Here is a 15,519-nt window from a genome sequence, read left to right as displayed (position 1 = left end):
CGCCGCTATCGGCGACATGTCAGTGAAGGCGGTTTTCTAGCGCCGATCAAGGCGCGATGGCCACCGGAATCTGTCTGTTCGTGGACCATGCCTCCCCTTTCGGGACTCATTTGCTGACCGCTCCACCCCTCTCCCCCTCCCGGCCACCCACGCAAGTATCCTGAAATGGGTGGCCGGGAGGGGGAGAGGGGTGGAGCGGTCAGCGCAAGGAGTCAGGTGCGGTCCACAGAAAGACCGCCTCAGCCCTGCAGCCAGTCCCGCAGTTCGCGATTGACCGCTTCCGGCTGCTCCAGCGTCGACAGGTGACCACAGTCCTCGATCACCGACAGCCGGGCGCCGGGAATCAGATCCGCCATCTCCTCATGCATCGCCAGCGGCGTCAGCGCATCCTGCCGACCGCACAGCACCAGCGCGGGCACATTGATGCTGCGGCAGACATCGTGGGCGGCGCTGCGGGCCATCAGCGCACGGGTCTGGCGCACGAAGCCATCCTTGCCGATATCCTCCGCCATCTGCCGGATGGTGTTCAGCAGCGGTTCATCCTGCAGCCGGTCGGGATGCACGAACAGGGGCATCAGCCGGTCATGCACCCCGGTGAAACGGCCCTTCTCCACCAGCGCCAGCAGTTCGCGGCGCCGGACCAGTTCGGCCTCCGAATCCGTGCTGGCGCGGGTATCCAGCAGGGCGATGCGCGTGACCCGTTCCGGGGCCTGCCGCCAGATCTCGAAGGCGATGTAGCCGCCCATCGACAGACCGGCCAGCGCAAAGGTCGGCGGCGCCCCGGCCAGAATGCGTTCCGCGATGGCGGGGATGGTCAGGTCCTGCGCATGGTCACCGACATGGATGTCGGCCAGCTCGGACAGGGCCGCCACCTGTGGCGCCCAGAGCTGTTCGGTACAGAGAAGACCGGGGATCAGAAGCAGGGCAGGTCGGGTCATGAAATACTCCACACGTGCGCAGACGCCACACCCCGAACACTGTGTTCGTGATTGACAGGGCACTCCACCTTCAGTACTTCCCCCAAAGCCGTGCGACAAGCGCCTGACCTGTCATGTTACTGTCGTCACTGCGAAGTAAACTGTTCAGGGCCGGTATCCGACAACGAAAAGGGCGGAATTTCCGGAAGGGTTGCAGACCGTATCAAGGCCGGTCGCTCATCCGACCCCTGCAGTCCATCACCTGAAAGAAACATCCCAACGGGGAGCACCCACATTAGCGCAATGACATTTCCGGACCTCGGTCTGAGTGACGAGGTCTGCAAGGCAATTTCGGAGGCGGGATACGAAACCGCCACCCCCATCCAGCAGAAGTCCATCCCGCATGTCCTGATGGGCAAGGATCTGCTTGGCACGGCGCAGACCGGCACCGGCAAGACCGCCGCCTTCCTGCTGCCGATGATCGACGTCATGGCCCAGGGCCGGTCGAAGCCGCGGATGCCGCGCGCCCTCGTCCTGGAACCGACACGCGAACTGGCCGCCCAGGTGGCGGACAGCTTCGACATGTACACCAAGTACCAGAAGCTTTCCCGCGCGCTGCTGATCGGCGGGCTGGGCATGAAGGAACAGGAAGCGGAGCTGGACGGCACCTGCGATATCATCATCGCGACGCCCGGCCGCCTGCTGGACCTGTTCGACCGTGGCCGCATGATGCTGAGCCAGATCCAGTTCTTCGTCATCGACGAGGCGGACCGGATGATGGACATGGGCTTCATGCCGGATGTGGAGCGCATCGTCTCCTGCCTGCCGCCGCGTCGCCAGACCCTGTTCTTCTCCGCCACCATGCCGCCGTCGATCCGCAAGCTGGCCGACAAGTTCCTGGTGGAACCGCGCGAGGTGGAGGTGGCTCCGCCCGCATCCCCCGCCGCGACCGTCGAACAGCACCTGACGATGCTGGACGAACGCGACAAGCGTGATGCGCTGCGTGCCCTGATCAATCAGGAAAACATCCGCAACGCGCTGATCTTCTGCAACCGCAAGTCGGACGTGAAGATGCTGCACAAGTCGATGCAGAAACATGGCTACGACGCCGTGGCGCTGCATGGCGACATGGACCAGCTCGATCGCATGGCGACGCTGGAGAAGTTCAAGACCGATCAGGCGAAGATCATGGTCTGCTCCGACGTTGCCGCCCGCGGTATCGACATCCAGGGCCTCAGCCACGTCTTCAACTTCGATGTGCCGTTCCATGCGGAGGATTACATTCACCGCATCGGTCGTACCGGTCGCGCCGGGATGAAGGGTCGCGCCTTCATGCTCGCCACCGCGAAGGAATCCAAGGCGCTGGACGCGATCCAGAAGCTGATCGGCGGCAACATCAAGCCGATGGTGATCGACGGTTTCGGCAAGAAGGGTGCTGCTGCTCCGGCGCCTGCCGCTGCGGAAGCCGCCGATGGCGATGAGGCACCGGCACCGAAGCGTGCCCGCCGTCCGCGCCGGACGAAACCGAAGGACGAGACCGTGGAGGCCGTCGCCGATTCGACTGCACCCGAGGAAACCGTGACGGAACCCGTCGAGGCCGGAGCACCTGCAGAGGACACCACAGCGTCCGAAGCCGCGCCCGCCAAGCCCGCCCGGACCCGCCGCGCCCCGCGCCGCAAGACCGCGGAAGCACCTGTCGAGGCCGCGTCGGAAGCAGCGACGGAAGAGCCCAAGGCCGAGAGTCGTGAATCAGGCCGTGAGCCGGGTCGGGTACCCCATGGTGACGGACCGGATGCCGGTCGCCAGGCAGGCCGCAGCCGCCCCTCCCCGAACCGGTCCGGCGGTCGCAACCGTCGCGACGACAACGACAACACGCCGGTGGGCCTGGGCGATCACGTCCCCGCCTTCCTGCTCCGCCCCCTGCGCATCCCCGACGAGTCGTCCAGCGACGCGGCCTGACCGCAGGATCGGATCTGCCCGTTCCCCTTCCCCTGTTGCGGGGGAAGGAGATGTCGGATTTCCCGAACCGACCCGACTATTGCTGCATCAGCCGCCAGATCTTCTCCGGCGTGTAGGGCATGTCGATGTGCTTCAGGCCCAGCGCGTTGCAGATGGCGCTGGCGATGGCCGGGGGACCGGCGATGGTGCCGGCCTCGCCGCAGCCCTTGGCCCCGATGGGTGACGTCTTGGTCGGCGCATCCTCGAAGAAGGCGATATCGGTTTCCGGCAGGTCCAGCGCGCGCGGCATGCAGTAGTCCATGAAGGAACCGCTGAGCAACTGCCCGCTTTCCGGGTCGTAGACCGTGTGTTCCAGCACCGCCTGCCCGACCCCCTGCATGATCCCGCCCATGACCTGACCCGCCACCACCATCGGATTGATGATCTGTCCGAAGTCATCCAGCGCGGTATAGCGCGCAACGGTCAGCACCCCGGTCGCCGGATCGATCTCGATCTCCGCGATGTGGCAGCCGTTGGGATAGGCGGTGCCGTCCTTGGTGTAGGTATCCTCGTCCGACAGGCCGCGTTCCGCCGCCGGGCGGCTGCTGTCGAAGGCTGCCGCCGCCAGGTCGGCCCAGTTCACCGACCGGTCGGTGCCGACAACGCGGAAGGTGCCGTCGGCGAAGTCGATATCGTCGGTCGCCGTCTCCAGCATCTCCGCCGCCTGCGCCTTCGCCTTCTCCACCAGCTTGGTTGCCGCATTCAGGATGGCGCTGCCGGCCAGTTGCAGTGACCGCGATCCGCCATGCCCGTTGCCCATGGGCGTGGCGTCCGTGTCGGACTGGCGGAACCGCACCTGCTCGAAGGGCACACCAAGCTTCTCCGCCACGATCTGCGGGAAGGTGGTCTCGTGGCTCTGGCCGTTCGACTGGGTGCCGACGGCGACGGTGACGATGCCGTCCCGGTCGAATTCCAGCCGCGCATATTCGGTCGGCACACCCAGCGTCGCCTCCAGATAGCTGGCGACGCCCAGTCCGCGCACCTTGCCCTGCGCCTCGCTCTGCGCCGCGCGGACCGCGAAGCCCGCCACGTCGGCCTGTTCCAGCGCCCGGTCGAGCAGCGCGCGGAAGTCACCGGAGTCGATGGTGTGTCCCAGCGATGCGCGGTAGGGCATGGCGGTGGGCGGGATGTAGTTCCGCCGCCGCAGCTCCATCGCGTCGATGCCAAGGTCGGCGGCGGCCACATCCACCGCGCGCTCCAGCAGGAAGCAGGCCTCCGGCCGCCCCGCGCCGCGATAGGCATCGGTGGGGACCGTGTTGGTGAAGGCGCCGTGGACGATGTTGTAGACATGGGGAATGTCATAGGGCCCGCCCATGACGGAGGTCGTGGCCCCCGTCGGCACGCCGGTGCCGTTGGTCGAGACATAGGCACCGAGATCGACCGTCGTCTCCACATGCAGCGCGGTGAAGCGGTGGTCCGCATCCAGCGCCAGCCGCACGCGGGTCTGCTGGTCGCGGCCCTGCCCGTCGGTCAGGAAGCCTTCTGTCCGGTCGGCGACCCATTTCACCGGGCGCTTCAGTTCGCGGGCGGCGAAGACGGTCAGCAGATGTTCCGGCTGCACCTGATTCTTGCCGCCGAAGCCGCCACCCACGTCATAGGCGACGACCCGCATGCGCTCGACCGGGATGCCGAAGACCTTCTCCGCCAGCATGGTGCGGTACATGAAGACGTTCTGGATCGAGCCGGAGACGGTGTAGAAATCCTGCTCTGCGTCGTAGATGCACAGGATGCCCCGGGTCTCCATCGGGTTGATGACGATGCGGTTGTTGTGCAGGCGCACCTCGGCCACATGGGCGGCGGTGGCCAGGGCGTCCTCCGCCGGGGCGCGTTCGCCCTTCTCCCAGGTGAAGCTGCGGTTGTCGGGGGCTTCCTCGTGCAGGGCGGCGGGGGCGTCCGGCGACAGGGCGGCAACGGAATCGATGACCGCCGGCAGTTCCTCCAGATCAAACGAGACCAGTTCAGCGGCGTCCCGGGCCACGGCTCGGCTGGTGGCGACAACGAAGGCAATGCCGTCACCGACATGGCGGACCCGCCCCCGCGCCAGCGGCCAGCGGGCAGGGTTGCAGATGGGGGACCCGTCCATGTTGGTGATGGCGGGGCGTGTCGGCACGGGTCCGAGTCCCGCCGCCTGCCAGTCCCGGTCGGTATAGACGGCCACGACACCGGGCAGGTCGCGCGCGGCAGTGGTGTCGATGTCGCGCACCCGCGCATGGGCGGCGGGGGACCGCACCATGATGCCGTGCAGGCAGCCGGACGGGGTGATGTCATCCAGATAGCGTCCGTTGCCGGTCAGGAACCGCTTGTCCTCGACCCGCGTGGCGGACTGTCCGATGCCATATCGCATGATGTGCTCTCCCCCCGGAACGGCCTCTCTGCTCAGGGCCGATTCATCTGCCGCCGATAGTCCCCCAGATCGTCCACGTCATTCAAGCGGCTGGCCGTGCCGATCCGCCATGCGCCGGGCAGGCCGCGCAGGCTGTCGGCCAGGGTTTCCGGGTGCGACCAGCGCACATCACGGAACAGGGCGGGGGACCGGATGCCGCGCCGCAAGCCGACGAGCCAGAAGCCGCCGTCCGTTGCCGGGCCGAACGTGACGTGGTTGCGCCGCACGACGGCCAGCGCCTGCCGCAGGTGGTGCGGTCGGATATCAGGGATGTCACAGCCGATCAGAAGGCGGTCGCGGTCCCGGAACCTGTCCAGCGCCCGCGCCATGCGTTGCCCCAGATCACCGCTGCCCTGTGGTACCCGCCGCCGCCCGGCAGGCCAGTCCCGGGCGCGCACCGCGCTGTCCGGCGTCACGCAGAGGACGACTTCGGCCTGCGGCAGTTGCCCCGCGGTGCGGAGTGTCGCCCACAGGGTGGCGCGATAGAACCGCAGCGCCTGCGCCGGGCCGATGTCGCGCGCCAGGCGGGTCTTCACCGTACCGAGGCGCGGCACCCGGCAGAACAGGATCACAACCGGCGGCCTCATCCATACAGCCGCAGCAGGATGCGGGGCGGAACCCCCAGGAAATGCAGGGTCAGCAGCGCCGCGTTGCGCAGCGGGCGCGCCCACCAGCCGTCACGCTCATAGCGGGCGGCGGAGGTGACGGCATCGGCATCGAGCATGGTCAGCCGCCCGCGCCCGATCCGGCGCGCCAGTGTCACATCCTCCATCAGCGGCATCTCCGGGTACCCGCCGATCGTGGCCAGCAGATCCGCGTGTATCAGCAGGCCCTGATCCCCCCAGGGCAGGCCAAGCGCGCGGCAGCGCCAGGCCACCAGCCGCTCCACCCGCCGGGCCGCGTGCCGGTCGCTGTCGAGGCGCAGCCGGAACGCGGCCGCGCGGGCCTGACTGGCCGGATCATCCATGAAGGCGCGGGCGGCCTGTCGCCAGGCCGGGTCCAGGCGGGTGTCCGCATGCAGGAACAGCAGCCAGGGGCCAGCCGCCGCCGCCGCGCCCTCACGCATCTGATGACCGCGCCCGCGTGCCGTCGCGATGACCCGCGCCCCATGGTCCGCCGCAACCGCCCGGCTGGCGTCGGTGGAGCCGCCATCGATCACCAGGGTCTCGCTGACCGGCGCGCCCTGCACCGTGTCGAGCACCGGCCCAAGCGTCTGCGCCGCATCGAGGCAGGGGATGATGACACTCAGACCGGGCACGGTCCGGCTCAGGACCGGCGGAAGGGCAGGGCAAGCATCCAGCCAAGCCCCTGCCGCCGGCCCTCACGATAGTCGGCGAGGCCGATTTCCATGCCGTCATGCCCGGCGCGCGGCTGCGGTGTCAGGGTGCCGAACAGCCGGTCCCAGAGCGTCAGGTTGAAGCCATAGTTGGAGTCGGTCTCCGACGGGATCACCGAATGATGCACCCGGTGGAAATCCGGCGTGACGATGATCCGGCGCATCAGCCTGTCCAGCCATCCGGGCAGACGCAGGTTGGCGTGGTTGAACATGGCAGCCCCGTTCAGCACCACCTCGAAGAGCAGCACCGCCACCGCCGCCGGACCCAGCAGGGCAATGACGGCGAACTTGAAGACCATCGACAGGATGATCTCGACCGGGTGAAACCGGAGGCCGGTGGTCACGTCGATATCCATGTCGGCATGGTGCACCCGATGCAGCCGCCAGAACAGCGGCACCTTGTGGAAGGCCACATGCTGCGCCCAGATGGCGAGGTCGAGCAGCAGCACCGCCGCCACGATCTCCAGCACCGGCGGCAGATCCACCAGGTTGAACAGGCCGATCCCCCGCTCCGCCATCAGGAAGGCGAACCCGACCGCCAGCGTCGGCAGGAAGAAGAAGCTCAGCCGCAGCACCAGGGTGTTCAGCACGACGACGGACAGGTTCCTGAACCAGCGCCCGACCAGCCCCTGGGTCAGCCGGCGACGGGGCGCCAGCCGCTCGGCCGCGATCATCGCCAGCAGCATGCCGCCGAAGACGCCAAGCCTCAGCGTCGCCTCGTTATCCAGAAGAAACTGATCCATGGCACAGAGATAGGCCGAACCGGAACGGCGCGCCATGCCCGCGTGCTGACATGTGCGCGAGGAGAAGGTGACCCGGAAGGTTCACCGCCGGGCCCCGGGCGCTGCTCAGTCCCTGGTGCCGAAGCCGTCGACGCCCGCGCCGCAGATCACGACACAGACCTTCTCGTCTGCCCGCACGGGGAAGCGGCCATTGAACAGGGCGGCCATCCCCGCGGCGGCGGCGAGTTCCGTACCGATCCCGAGCTCGTCCCAGAGCCAGGCGGCGGCGGCATACATTTCCGGGTCACTGACCAGCACGATGTCATCGACGGTGCGCTGGATGATCTCCAGATTGATCTCGGCCGACCGGCGTGGCGCCAGGGTCGGCGCCCTGGTCGAGATGCGTTCCAGCGTCACCAGTTCACCTGCATCGACCGAGCGGCGGAGCGTCGGTGCCCCCTCCGGCTCCACACCGATGATGCGGATATCGGGGCGCCGGGCCTTCAGCGCTGTCGCGACGCCGGAAATCAGGCCGCCGCCGCCGATCGCCAGCACCACGGTCTCCACATCCGGCATGTCCTCCAGGATCTCCAGACCGACGGTGCCCTGGCCCGCGATGACGCTTGGCTGTGCGAAGGGATGTACATAAACGCGGCCTTCCGCCTCGACCCGGGCCAGTGCCAACTGATTCGCATCGTCCCAGGCTTCGCCTTCCACCACGACTTCTGCGCCAAAACGACGCATCCTGGCTACCTTGTCGGGTGCTGCGGTGACCGGAACATGGATGCTGGCAGGCACCCCCGCCGCCTTCGCAGCCGCAGCAACGCCGAGCCCGTGGTTGCCGCCGGAGGCCGTGATGACACCGTGCTGCAACTGTTCCCGCGTCAGCGAAAGCGCCGTATTGGCCGCGCCCCGTGCCTTGAAGGAGCCGGCGAGTTGCAGGTTCTCCAGCTTCAGCACCAGGTCACAGGGCAGCGAAAGCCCGACCGCCGGGGCCACGCGCAGCATGGGCGTGCGCCGCACGGAGCCCTGCATGCGCGCCTGCGCTGCCTCGATATCCTGGATCGTGACCGCCGTCATGTTTCTGCCCTCCTGCTGCCGGTGCAGGCAATAATCCTCTGCGAACCGGAAAGCCACCCTTGACATTCGGGGTCATGGGGCGGATATACGTTGCAGTGCAGCAAAAACTGTTGCACTGCATCAATGAAGCCTGAACAGGCGCTCGTGGGATCTGCCCATTGTTTGTTCAGTTGTTGCTCCCCAGCAACGCCGCTTTGATGTATATGGAATTGAAGATTCGAGCCACCGGGTTGCGTCTCCTCCCCAAATAGCGCCCGGCTCGATGTACGGAAAGGGCGACCCACTCCTCCCCGGGTCGCCCTTTCTATTTCTGCCCCCTCCCGCGTGAATGCCTTTCTCTGGCCGCATCGATGTCTTTCTCTGGACGGTCGCGCCGTGCTGCCGTTTTTGGAACATGAACCGCCGGAATTGGTCCTCTTTGCTTCAACCACTCCTGTGACAGTCTCTCTCCGGGCCGGATGCCATTCAGGCGAAGTGACGGCTCGCCGGGGGAGTCCAGCCATGACAGGGACCGGAGATACGGGACGGGGGGGTGGCCGCAGGCGGCGCGGCAGGCGCGGCGGCGGCGACGAGACCCCCGTGCTGGAGCAGCAGCCCTTTCGCCAGCCGCGCATGATCTATGCGCCGATGCGCGCGGTCTCCGACGATCAGGTCGAACAGATCCATCAGGCCTCTCTGGACGTGCTGCAGGAAATCGGGATGGATTTCCTGCATCCGGAGGCGAAGGCATTGCTGAAGGACGCTGGCGCGGATGTCGATCCGGGCAGTGACCGCGTCCGCTTCGACCGGCAACTGGTCGAGAGCGTCATCGGTCTGGCGCCGTCACAGTTCACCCTGCATGCCCGCAATCCGGCCCACGACCTGACCTTCGGCGGCGACCATATCGTCTATTGCGCCGCGGCCAGCGCACCCAACTGCGCCGACCGGGCAGGCGGGCGGCGGCCCGGCAATCTGGAGGACTACCGGCGGTTCCTGAAGCTCGGCCAGATGCTGAACGCCGTCCACATGTGGGGCGGCTATACCGTGGAGCCGACCGACGTTCACGCCTCCGTCCGGCATCTGGTGGCGCTGCAGGACATGCTGACGCTGTCGGACAAGGCGATCCATGCCTACAGCCTGGGGACGGAGCGGATCCAGGACGGCATCGAGATGGCGCGGATCGCGCGCGGCATCGACGATGCGACGCTGGACCGCGAACCCTCCGTGATCTCCATCATCAACACCTCCTCCCCCCTGCGCTTCGACACGCCGATGCTGGACGGGGTGATGCAGCTTGCCCGGCGCGGGCAGGCGATCTGCCTGACCCCCTTCACGCTGGCCGGAGCCATGGCACCGGTGACCCTTGCCGGGGCGCTGGTGCAGCAGAACGCGGAGGCGCTGGCCGGGCTGGTCATCAGCCAGACCACCAGGCCCGGCGCGCCCTTCGTCTATGGCGGCTTCACCTCCAACGTGGACATGAAGTCCGGGGCGCCTGCCTTCGGCACGCCGGAGGCGATGCGCACCGCCCTGATCGGCGGCCAGCTGGCGCGGCGCTATGGCCTGCCCTATCGGTCCTCCAACGTGAACGCCGCCAATACCCTGGACGCGCAGGCAGCCTATGAGACCGTCTTCTCCCTCTGGGGCGCGGTGATGGGCGGCGTCAACATGCTGAAGCATGGCCTCGGCTGGATGGAGGGGGGACTGCATACCTCCTTCGAGAAATTCGTCATGGATGCCGACATCCTGCAGATGGTGGCGGAGTTCCTGACACCGGTGGAGGTCAACCGCGATTCCCTGGCACTGGACGCGATGCGGGAGGTCGGGCCGGGAGGCCACTTCTTCGGCTGCGCCCACACCCAGGAACGCTATCGCACCGCCTTCTACCCGCCGATGGTCTCCGACTGGCGCAACTACGAGAGCTGGGAGGAAGCGGACAGCCCCACCGCCTATGACCGGACCGAGATCCTGTACCGGCAGATCCTGGAGTCCTACGAGGCCCCGCCGATGGACCCGGCTGCGGCGGAGGAACTGCAGGCCTATGTTGACCGCCGCACCGAAGCGGGCGGCGCCCCGACGGATTTCTGAGCCCGCGGGAGAGAGTTGGAACAGTCCACGGAAAGGCAGACGATGAAGACGAATGTGAAGGTCGCGGTGATCGGTGGCGGTGTGGTCGGATGCAGTGTGCTGTATCACCTGACCCGTGCAGGCTGGACCGACGTGGTGCTGATCGAGCGCTCCGAACTGACCTCCGGCTCGACCTGGCATGCGGCGGGCGGCATGCACACGCTGAACGGTGATCCCAACGTCTCCAAGCTGCAGGCCTACACGATCAGTCTCTACAAGGAGATCCAGGAACAGTCGGGACAGGACTGCGGCATGCATGTCACCGGCGGCGTCATGCTGGCCGACACGGAAGAGCGCATGCAGTGGCTGAAGATGGCCCATGCGCGCGGCCGCTACCTCGGCATGGACACGGAACTGATCTCGGTCAGCGAGGCGAAGGAGCTGTTTCCCCTGCTGGAGGAGAAGTACTTCGTCGGCGCGATGTACGACGCGGTCGACGGCCATGTGGACCCGTCCGGTGTCACCCAGGCCTATGCCCGCGCGGCGCGGCTGAACGGGGCCGAGGTCTATCGCCACAACCGGGTCGTCGAACTGAACCAGCGCCCGGACATGACCTGGGACGTGGTGACGGAGCAGGGCACCATCAACGCCGAACATGTGGTCAATGCCGGTGGTCTCTGGGCGCGGGAAGTGGGGCGCATGGTCGGGCTGGAGCTGCCCGTCCTGGCCATGGAGCACATGTACCTGCTGACGGAGGAAATGCCGGAGGTCGTGGCCTTCAACGAGTCCAGCGGCAAGGAGATGATCCACGCCATCGACTTCGGCGGCGAGATCTACACCCGTCAGGAAGGCAAGGGCATGCTGATGGGCACCTACGAGAAGGCCTGTCGACCCTGGAGCCCGAAGAACACGCCCTGGGACTTCGGCCACGAACTGCTGCAGCCCGACATCGACCGCATCGCGCCGTCACTGGAACTGGGGTTCGAGCATTTTCCGGCCTACGGGCGGGCCGGCATCAAGCAGATCATCAACGGCCCCTTCACCTTCGCCCCGGACGGCAACCCGCTGGTCGGGCCAGTGAAGGGCCTGCCGAACTACTGGTGCGCCTGTGCGGTGATGGCCGGTTTCAGCCAGGGCGGCGGCGTCGGGCTGGCGCTGGCCAACTGGATCATCGACGGCGACCCGGGTTTCGATATCTGGGCCATGGATGTCAGCCGTTTCGGCGACTACGCCAACATGGCCTATACCAATGCGCGGGTGCGGGAGAACTATTCCCGCCGCTTCTCCATCACCTTCCCCAACGAGGAGCTGCAGGCGGCCCGCCCGGCGCGCACCACCGCCATCCATGACGCGCTGAAGGCGGAGAACGCGGTCTTCGGTGCCTCCTTCGGCCTGGAACATGCGCTCTGGTTCCAGAAACCGGGCGAGGACCCGGTGGAGGATGTGACCTTCAAGCGTTCCAACGCCCATGATGTGGTGGCCGCCGAATGCCGGGCGGTGCGCAGCGGCGTCGGCATGATCGAGATCTCGAACTTCGCCAAGTACGAGGTCACGGGCCGGGGGGCGGATGTCTGGCTCAGCCGCATCCTGGCCAACCGGCTGCCCCGGCAGGGGCGCATCGTCCTGTCGCCGATGCTGAACCGCCAGGGCGGGCTGATCGGTGACTTCACCGTCGCGCGGGCCGCCGAGGACCGCTTCTATGTCTTTGGCTCCGGCGTCGCGGAGAACTACCACATGCGCTGGTTCGGAGCGCAGTTGCCGGATGATGGCAGCGTGTCCGTGCGCCCGCTCGGCCTTGGCCTGACCGGCCTTTCGCTGGCAGGACCACAGGCCCGTGCGGTGCTGGAAAAGGTGACGGAGGAGGATGTGTCGCCGGAAGCCTTCCGCTTCATGGATTTCCGGGAGATGGACCTGGGTCTGGTACCGGCCCGGGTCGGCCGCATCACCTTCACAGGTGATCTGGGATTCGAGATCTGGGTGGCGCATGAATATCTGCTGACGCTCTATCGCATGCTGCGGCAGGCGGGTGAGGCGCATGGCCTGACCCTGTTCGGCGGGCGGGCGCTGAACGGGCTGCGGCTGGAGAAGAGCTTCGGCACCTGGGCGCGGGAGTTTCGCCCGATCTATGGCCCCTATGCGGCCGGGCTGGATCGCTTCGTGGCACCATCGAAGAACGACTTCATCGGTCGCGACGCGATGCTGCGTGAACGCGATGAGGGGCCGAAGCTGCGTCTGGTGACGCTGAAGGTCGCGGCAGGCGACGCCGATGTGATCGGGGACGAGCCGATCTGGATCGACGGTCAGGTGCAGGGCTGGGTGACCTCGGGCGGCTACGCGCACCACAGCGGTGCGTCGGTAGCGCAGGGCTATGTCCCGGCGGGCTTCGCCGACATGGCGGACGCACCGTTCGAGGTGGAGATCATCGGCGAACGCCGATCTGCCAGCCTGTGTCCGGAACCCCTGTTCGATCCCGCCGGCACCAGGATGCGCGTCTGACCGTTGCCACAATCTGACACCATTGCCGACTGCACGGGGCCGGACGGCCGTCCCCGATCGCGAGCCATACTGTCACGGGACTGCTGCAATTCGGGCTGCCGCAGCCCATATGACTGAAACTGAGGGTCGAGTGCGGCTGCGCCTATTGCACGGCAAGTGTAACCCCGCAGCAACGTCTGACACACGTTGGCCACAGGGCCGTCACTGACGTGACATGGTGATGGTCCCAGATGGCAATCAAGCCGGACAGAGCAGTCCGGCAACGCATCGGCGGCTCGGGTTTGCTGCCAACGCGTTCCAACGGGACCCACCTTTCAGAGAAAAGGCGAGACAACATGATCAACGTGACATCGAAATTCGCAGGCGGCGCTGTTGCGACCGCCATGGCCCTGTCGCTCGGCATGTCCGGCGCATTTGCGGCAACCCATTCCGCCAAGCCCGCCATGTCCGAGCACACGAACTTCACCAGCGCCCTGGCGTCCCGCTATGCCTCCATGGCTGCCGAGGAGAAGCTGGAGCTTGACGCGGCCGACGAGGCGCATTTCGCCAACAAGGCCGCCCAGGCTGCGCAGGGTCTGGTGGTCCTGCCCGACGCCCCGAACAGCCGTCCGATCGAGGATGCGGATCAGCGTGCCTTTGCCGGATCCGCGCATGGCCAGCTGATGGCCGCGCTGGGTGGCGAGGCCCCGGAGAAGCATCCGCTGGTCCTGGCCGACGCACAGACGAGCTATGACTGCTACCTGCAGGAGGCCCAGGAGGGTTATCAGCTGCTGCATATCCAGCGCTGCCGCCAGGGTTTCGAGACGGCGATGGCCACCATCAACCGTCCGATGCAGGTGAGCGCGCCGAAGCCGGAAGTGAAGGCCGAGGCGAAGGCGATCGAGAACATCAGCTTCACCGTCTACTTCGGCTTTGACAGTGCCGCACTGACGCAGGAGGCCCAGCCGGTCCTGCAGCAGGCCGTGGCCGAGTTCCGCCGCCGTTCCAATGCCCGGATCGACGTTGCCGGTCACACGGACCGTGCCGGTTCGGTCGAGTACAACCGTGCCCTGTCCAAGCGTCGCGCCGATGCGGTCCGGGATGCGCTGGCCGCGAGTGGCGTCACCGCCGGTCGGATCGATGAGGCTGCCCTGGGCGAGCTCGTCACCGACGTCGAGACCGCCGACGGTGTGCGCGAGCCGCTGAACCGTCGCGTCGAGATCGTGGTTTCCAGCCAGTAACAGGCCGGTCAATCACAGAATGTGACCTGAAGAGGGGCGTCCGGATCAATCCGGGCGCCCCTTTCTCGTTTTCGTGTCGCCTGAAGTACCAGCATGCGCGGAAACGCTGTTGTATGCAGGCCGTGTACTGGTATGTAATGTGCTATTGAACATTTCATCACGACTGTAGTGCCCGGCATGGGAATTGCGGTCTGAAAGGATGCAGTCACCGGATCCTGCAATGTGCAGGGCCGCAGCTGCTGAGGGACAGAAACGAAAGGGAGCAAGGCATGAATGCATTGCTGAAGTTGGGGGGAGTCGGTCTGGCTGCCCTGATTCTGGCCGCATGTGCGTCCGACGCACCGTCGGATCCGAATGCAGGCAAGGTCGCCACGAAGTATCCGGCGCTGAATTCGCAGTTGGCACCGATGTACGCGGTATTGTCCGCCAATGAGGCGGAAGAGGGCGACTCTGCGGATGCGGCCTATTACTCCGCCAAGTCCGCCGATGCGGCGGCAGGCTTTGAAGTGCTGCCCGACACCGTGGCTTCCCGCGCGCTGGACGCCGGCAAGGTTTCGGAGTTGAGCGAGGCCCGTGTCCGCCTGATGCAGAAGTATGCGGAAGGCTATGCCGAGTCGCAGCCTGCCGATCTGGCCATGGCCCAGACCCAGTGGGATTGCTGGATCCAGGAACAGGAAGAAGGCTGGCAGCTGCTGCACATCTTCCGTTGCCGCGATGGTTTCGAGGCCGCAATGGCCAAGATGAAGCCGGCCCCGGCACCTGCCGCGGCACCGAAGCCGGTCGCCAAGATGTCTGACCTGACACAGGTGATCTACTTCCGGTTTGATCAGGCCAATCTGACCAACCTGTCCAAGGGTCGGCTGCAGAGCGTCATCGGCAACCTTGGCAAGCGCAAGGCCGGAGCTGTTTCCGTCACCGCACACACGGATACCAGCGGTTCTGACCAGTACAATCTGGCGCTGTCCAACCAGCGTGCACGTCAGGTCGTCGAGTTCCTGGTGAGCAACGGTGTTGCAGCCTCTGCCATCACCGCATCCGGCGTCGGCGAGAGCCAGCCTGCCGTGAAGACGGGTGACGGCGTGAAGAACGCCAAGAACCGTCGTGCGGTTCTGGTGGTCAGCGGCCAGTAAGCGGCTGACCCGCTTCCGGCGCTGACCCGCAGGGGTCCGGGCGTCGGGAACGACCGAAGATCAGGGCGTCTGCCAGCGATGGCAGGCGCCCTTTTTTCGTTGCGATCCGAAGTCCGCTCCTCTCCAATGACCGTCGATAGCGGGGTCGCGTGCCACGGTCCGGGCCATGGGCCGCCGTGATGCTGCCGTGATCG

At 66.5% G+C, this 15,519-nt stretch carries 11 protein-coding genes; 5 read left to right on the top strand and 6 right to left on the bottom strand.

The genetic code is table 11. The features are described from left to right. Positions 1-239: 239 nt before the first annotated feature. Positions 240-938, bottom strand: coding sequence for an alpha/beta fold hydrolase (locus QGV55_RS18345; RefSeq protein WP_281019190.1), 699 nt, complete (start codon positions 936-938; stop codon positions 240-242). Positions 939-1,220: 282 nt separating this feature from the next. Between QGV55_RS18345 and QGV55_RS18340 the strand changes: the two genes are divergently transcribed. Next, positions 1,221-2,876, top strand: a complete 1,656-nt coding sequence (locus QGV55_RS18340; protein WP_281019191.1) for a DEAD/DEAH box helicase — start codon at positions 1,221-1,223, stop codon at positions 2,874-2,876. A 76-nt stretch (positions 2,877-2,952) separates the two neighbouring features. Here QGV55_RS18340 and QGV55_RS18335 read toward each other — a convergent pair whose 3' ends face one another. The 5 genes from QGV55_RS18335 to QGV55_RS18315 form a co-directional block, all read right to left on the bottom strand. Continuing rightward, on the bottom strand, positions 2,953-5,259 hold the full coding sequence (locus QGV55_RS18335; protein WP_281019192.1) for a xanthine dehydrogenase family protein molybdopterin-binding subunit: 2,307 nt from the start codon (positions 5,257-5,259) through the stop codon (positions 2,953-2,955). A gap of 32 nt (positions 5,260-5,291) precedes the next feature. Then, on the bottom strand, positions 5,292-5,885 hold the full coding sequence (locus QGV55_RS18330; protein WP_281019193.1) for a TIGR04282 family arsenosugar biosynthesis glycosyltransferase: 594 nt from the start codon (positions 5,883-5,885) through the stop codon (positions 5,292-5,294). After that, positions 5,882-6,556: a TIGR04283 family arsenosugar biosynthesis glycosyltransferase gene (locus tag QGV55_RS18325; RefSeq protein ID WP_281019194.1), complete on the bottom strand. Its 675-nt coding sequence runs from the start codon at positions 6,554-6,556 to the stop codon at positions 5,882-5,884. Before QGV55_RS18325 ends, QGV55_RS18330 begins: the two co-directional genes overlap by 4 nt. A gap of 8 nt (positions 6,557-6,564) precedes the next feature. Next, on the bottom strand, positions 6,565-7,413 hold the full coding sequence (locus QGV55_RS18320) for a sterol desaturase family protein (RefSeq protein ID WP_281019195.1): 849 nt from the start codon (positions 7,411-7,413) through the stop codon (positions 6,565-6,567). Between the two features lie 69 nt (positions 7,414-7,482). Continuing rightward, a complete protein-coding gene (locus QGV55_RS18315) occupies positions 7,483-8,436 on the bottom strand; it encodes a threonine/serine dehydratase (protein ID WP_281019196.1) in 954 nt (317 codons plus the stop codon). Positions 8,437-8,937: 501 nt separating this feature from the next. Here QGV55_RS18315 and QGV55_RS18310 point away from each other — a divergent pair. The 4 genes from QGV55_RS18310 to QGV55_RS18295 all read left to right on the top strand — a co-directional run bounded on the left by QGV55_RS18310 (position 8,938) and on the right by QGV55_RS18295 (position 15,325). Beyond that, a complete protein-coding gene (locus QGV55_RS18310; protein ID WP_281019197.1) occupies positions 8,938-10,500 on the top strand; it encodes a trimethylamine methyltransferase family protein in 1,563 nt (520 codons plus the stop codon). A 42-nt stretch (positions 10,501-10,542) separates the two neighbouring features. Next, complete coding sequence (locus QGV55_RS18305) at positions 10,543-12,975, top strand: FAD-dependent oxidoreductase (protein ID WP_281019198.1); 2,433 nt, start codon at positions 10,543-10,545, stop codon at positions 12,973-12,975. A gap of 335 nt (positions 12,976-13,310) precedes the next feature. Then, positions 13,311-14,195 (top strand): OmpA family protein, encoded by an 885-nt coding sequence (locus tag QGV55_RS18300; RefSeq protein ID WP_281019199.1) that lies wholly within the window; start codon positions 13,311-13,313, stop codon positions 14,193-14,195. A gap of 269 nt (positions 14,196-14,464) precedes the next feature. After that, the gene (locus tag QGV55_RS18295) at positions 14,465-15,325 is read left to right on the top strand and encodes an OmpA family protein (protein WP_281019200.1); all 861 of its coding nucleotides are present in this window, start codon (positions 14,465-14,467) and stop codon (positions 15,323-15,325) included. Positions 15,326-15,519: the final 194 nt, after the last annotated feature.

This window comes from Minwuia sp. IMCC3009 (genome assembly GCF_029909415.1).
Classification (GTDB): Bacteria; Pseudomonadota; Alphaproteobacteria; order Minwuiales; family Minwuiaceae; genus Minwuia.
The sequence above is the reverse complement of the archived record's forward strand: the minus strand, read 5'-3'. Positions and strand labels throughout refer to the sequence as shown.

Excerpts from the sequence above, each read along its gene's own strand:
- QGV55_RS18330 (WP_281019193.1), bottom strand. The coding sequence starts at position 5,885 with ATGAGGCCGCCGGTTGTGATCCTGTTCTGCCGGGTGCCGCGCCTCGGT.
- QGV55_RS18315 (WP_281019196.1), bottom strand. The coding sequence starts at position 8,436 with ATGACGGCGGTCACGATCCAGGATATCGAGGCAGCGCAGGCGCGCATG.
- QGV55_RS18345 (WP_281019190.1), bottom strand. The coding sequence starts at position 938 with ATGACCCGACCTGCCCTGCTTCTGATCCCCGGTCTTCTCTGTACCGAA.
- QGV55_RS18305 (WP_281019198.1), top strand. The coding sequence starts at position 10,543 with ATGAAGACGAATGTGAAGGTCGCGGTGATCGGTGGCGGTGTGGTCGGA.
- QGV55_RS18320 (WP_281019195.1), bottom strand. The coding sequence starts at position 7,413 with ATGGCGCGCCGTTCCGGTTCGGCCTATCTCTGTGCCATGGATCAGTTT.
- QGV55_RS18335 (WP_281019192.1), bottom strand. The coding sequence starts at position 5,259 with ATGCGATATGGCATCGGACAGTCCGCCACGCGGGTCGAGGACAAGCGG.
- QGV55_RS18300 (WP_281019199.1), top strand. The coding sequence starts at position 13,311 with ATGATCAACGTGACATCGAAATTCGCAGGCGGCGCTGTTGCGACCGCC.
- QGV55_RS18310 (WP_281019197.1), top strand. The coding sequence starts at position 8,938 with ATGACAGGGACCGGAGATACGGGACGGGGGGGTGGCCGCAGGCGGCGC.
- QGV55_RS18295 (WP_281019200.1), top strand. The coding sequence starts at position 14,465 with ATGAATGCATTGCTGAAGTTGGGGGGAGTCGGTCTGGCTGCCCTGATT.
- QGV55_RS18340 (WP_281019191.1), top strand. The coding sequence starts at position 1,221 with ATGACATTTCCGGACCTCGGTCTGAGTGACGAGGTCTGCAAGGCAATT.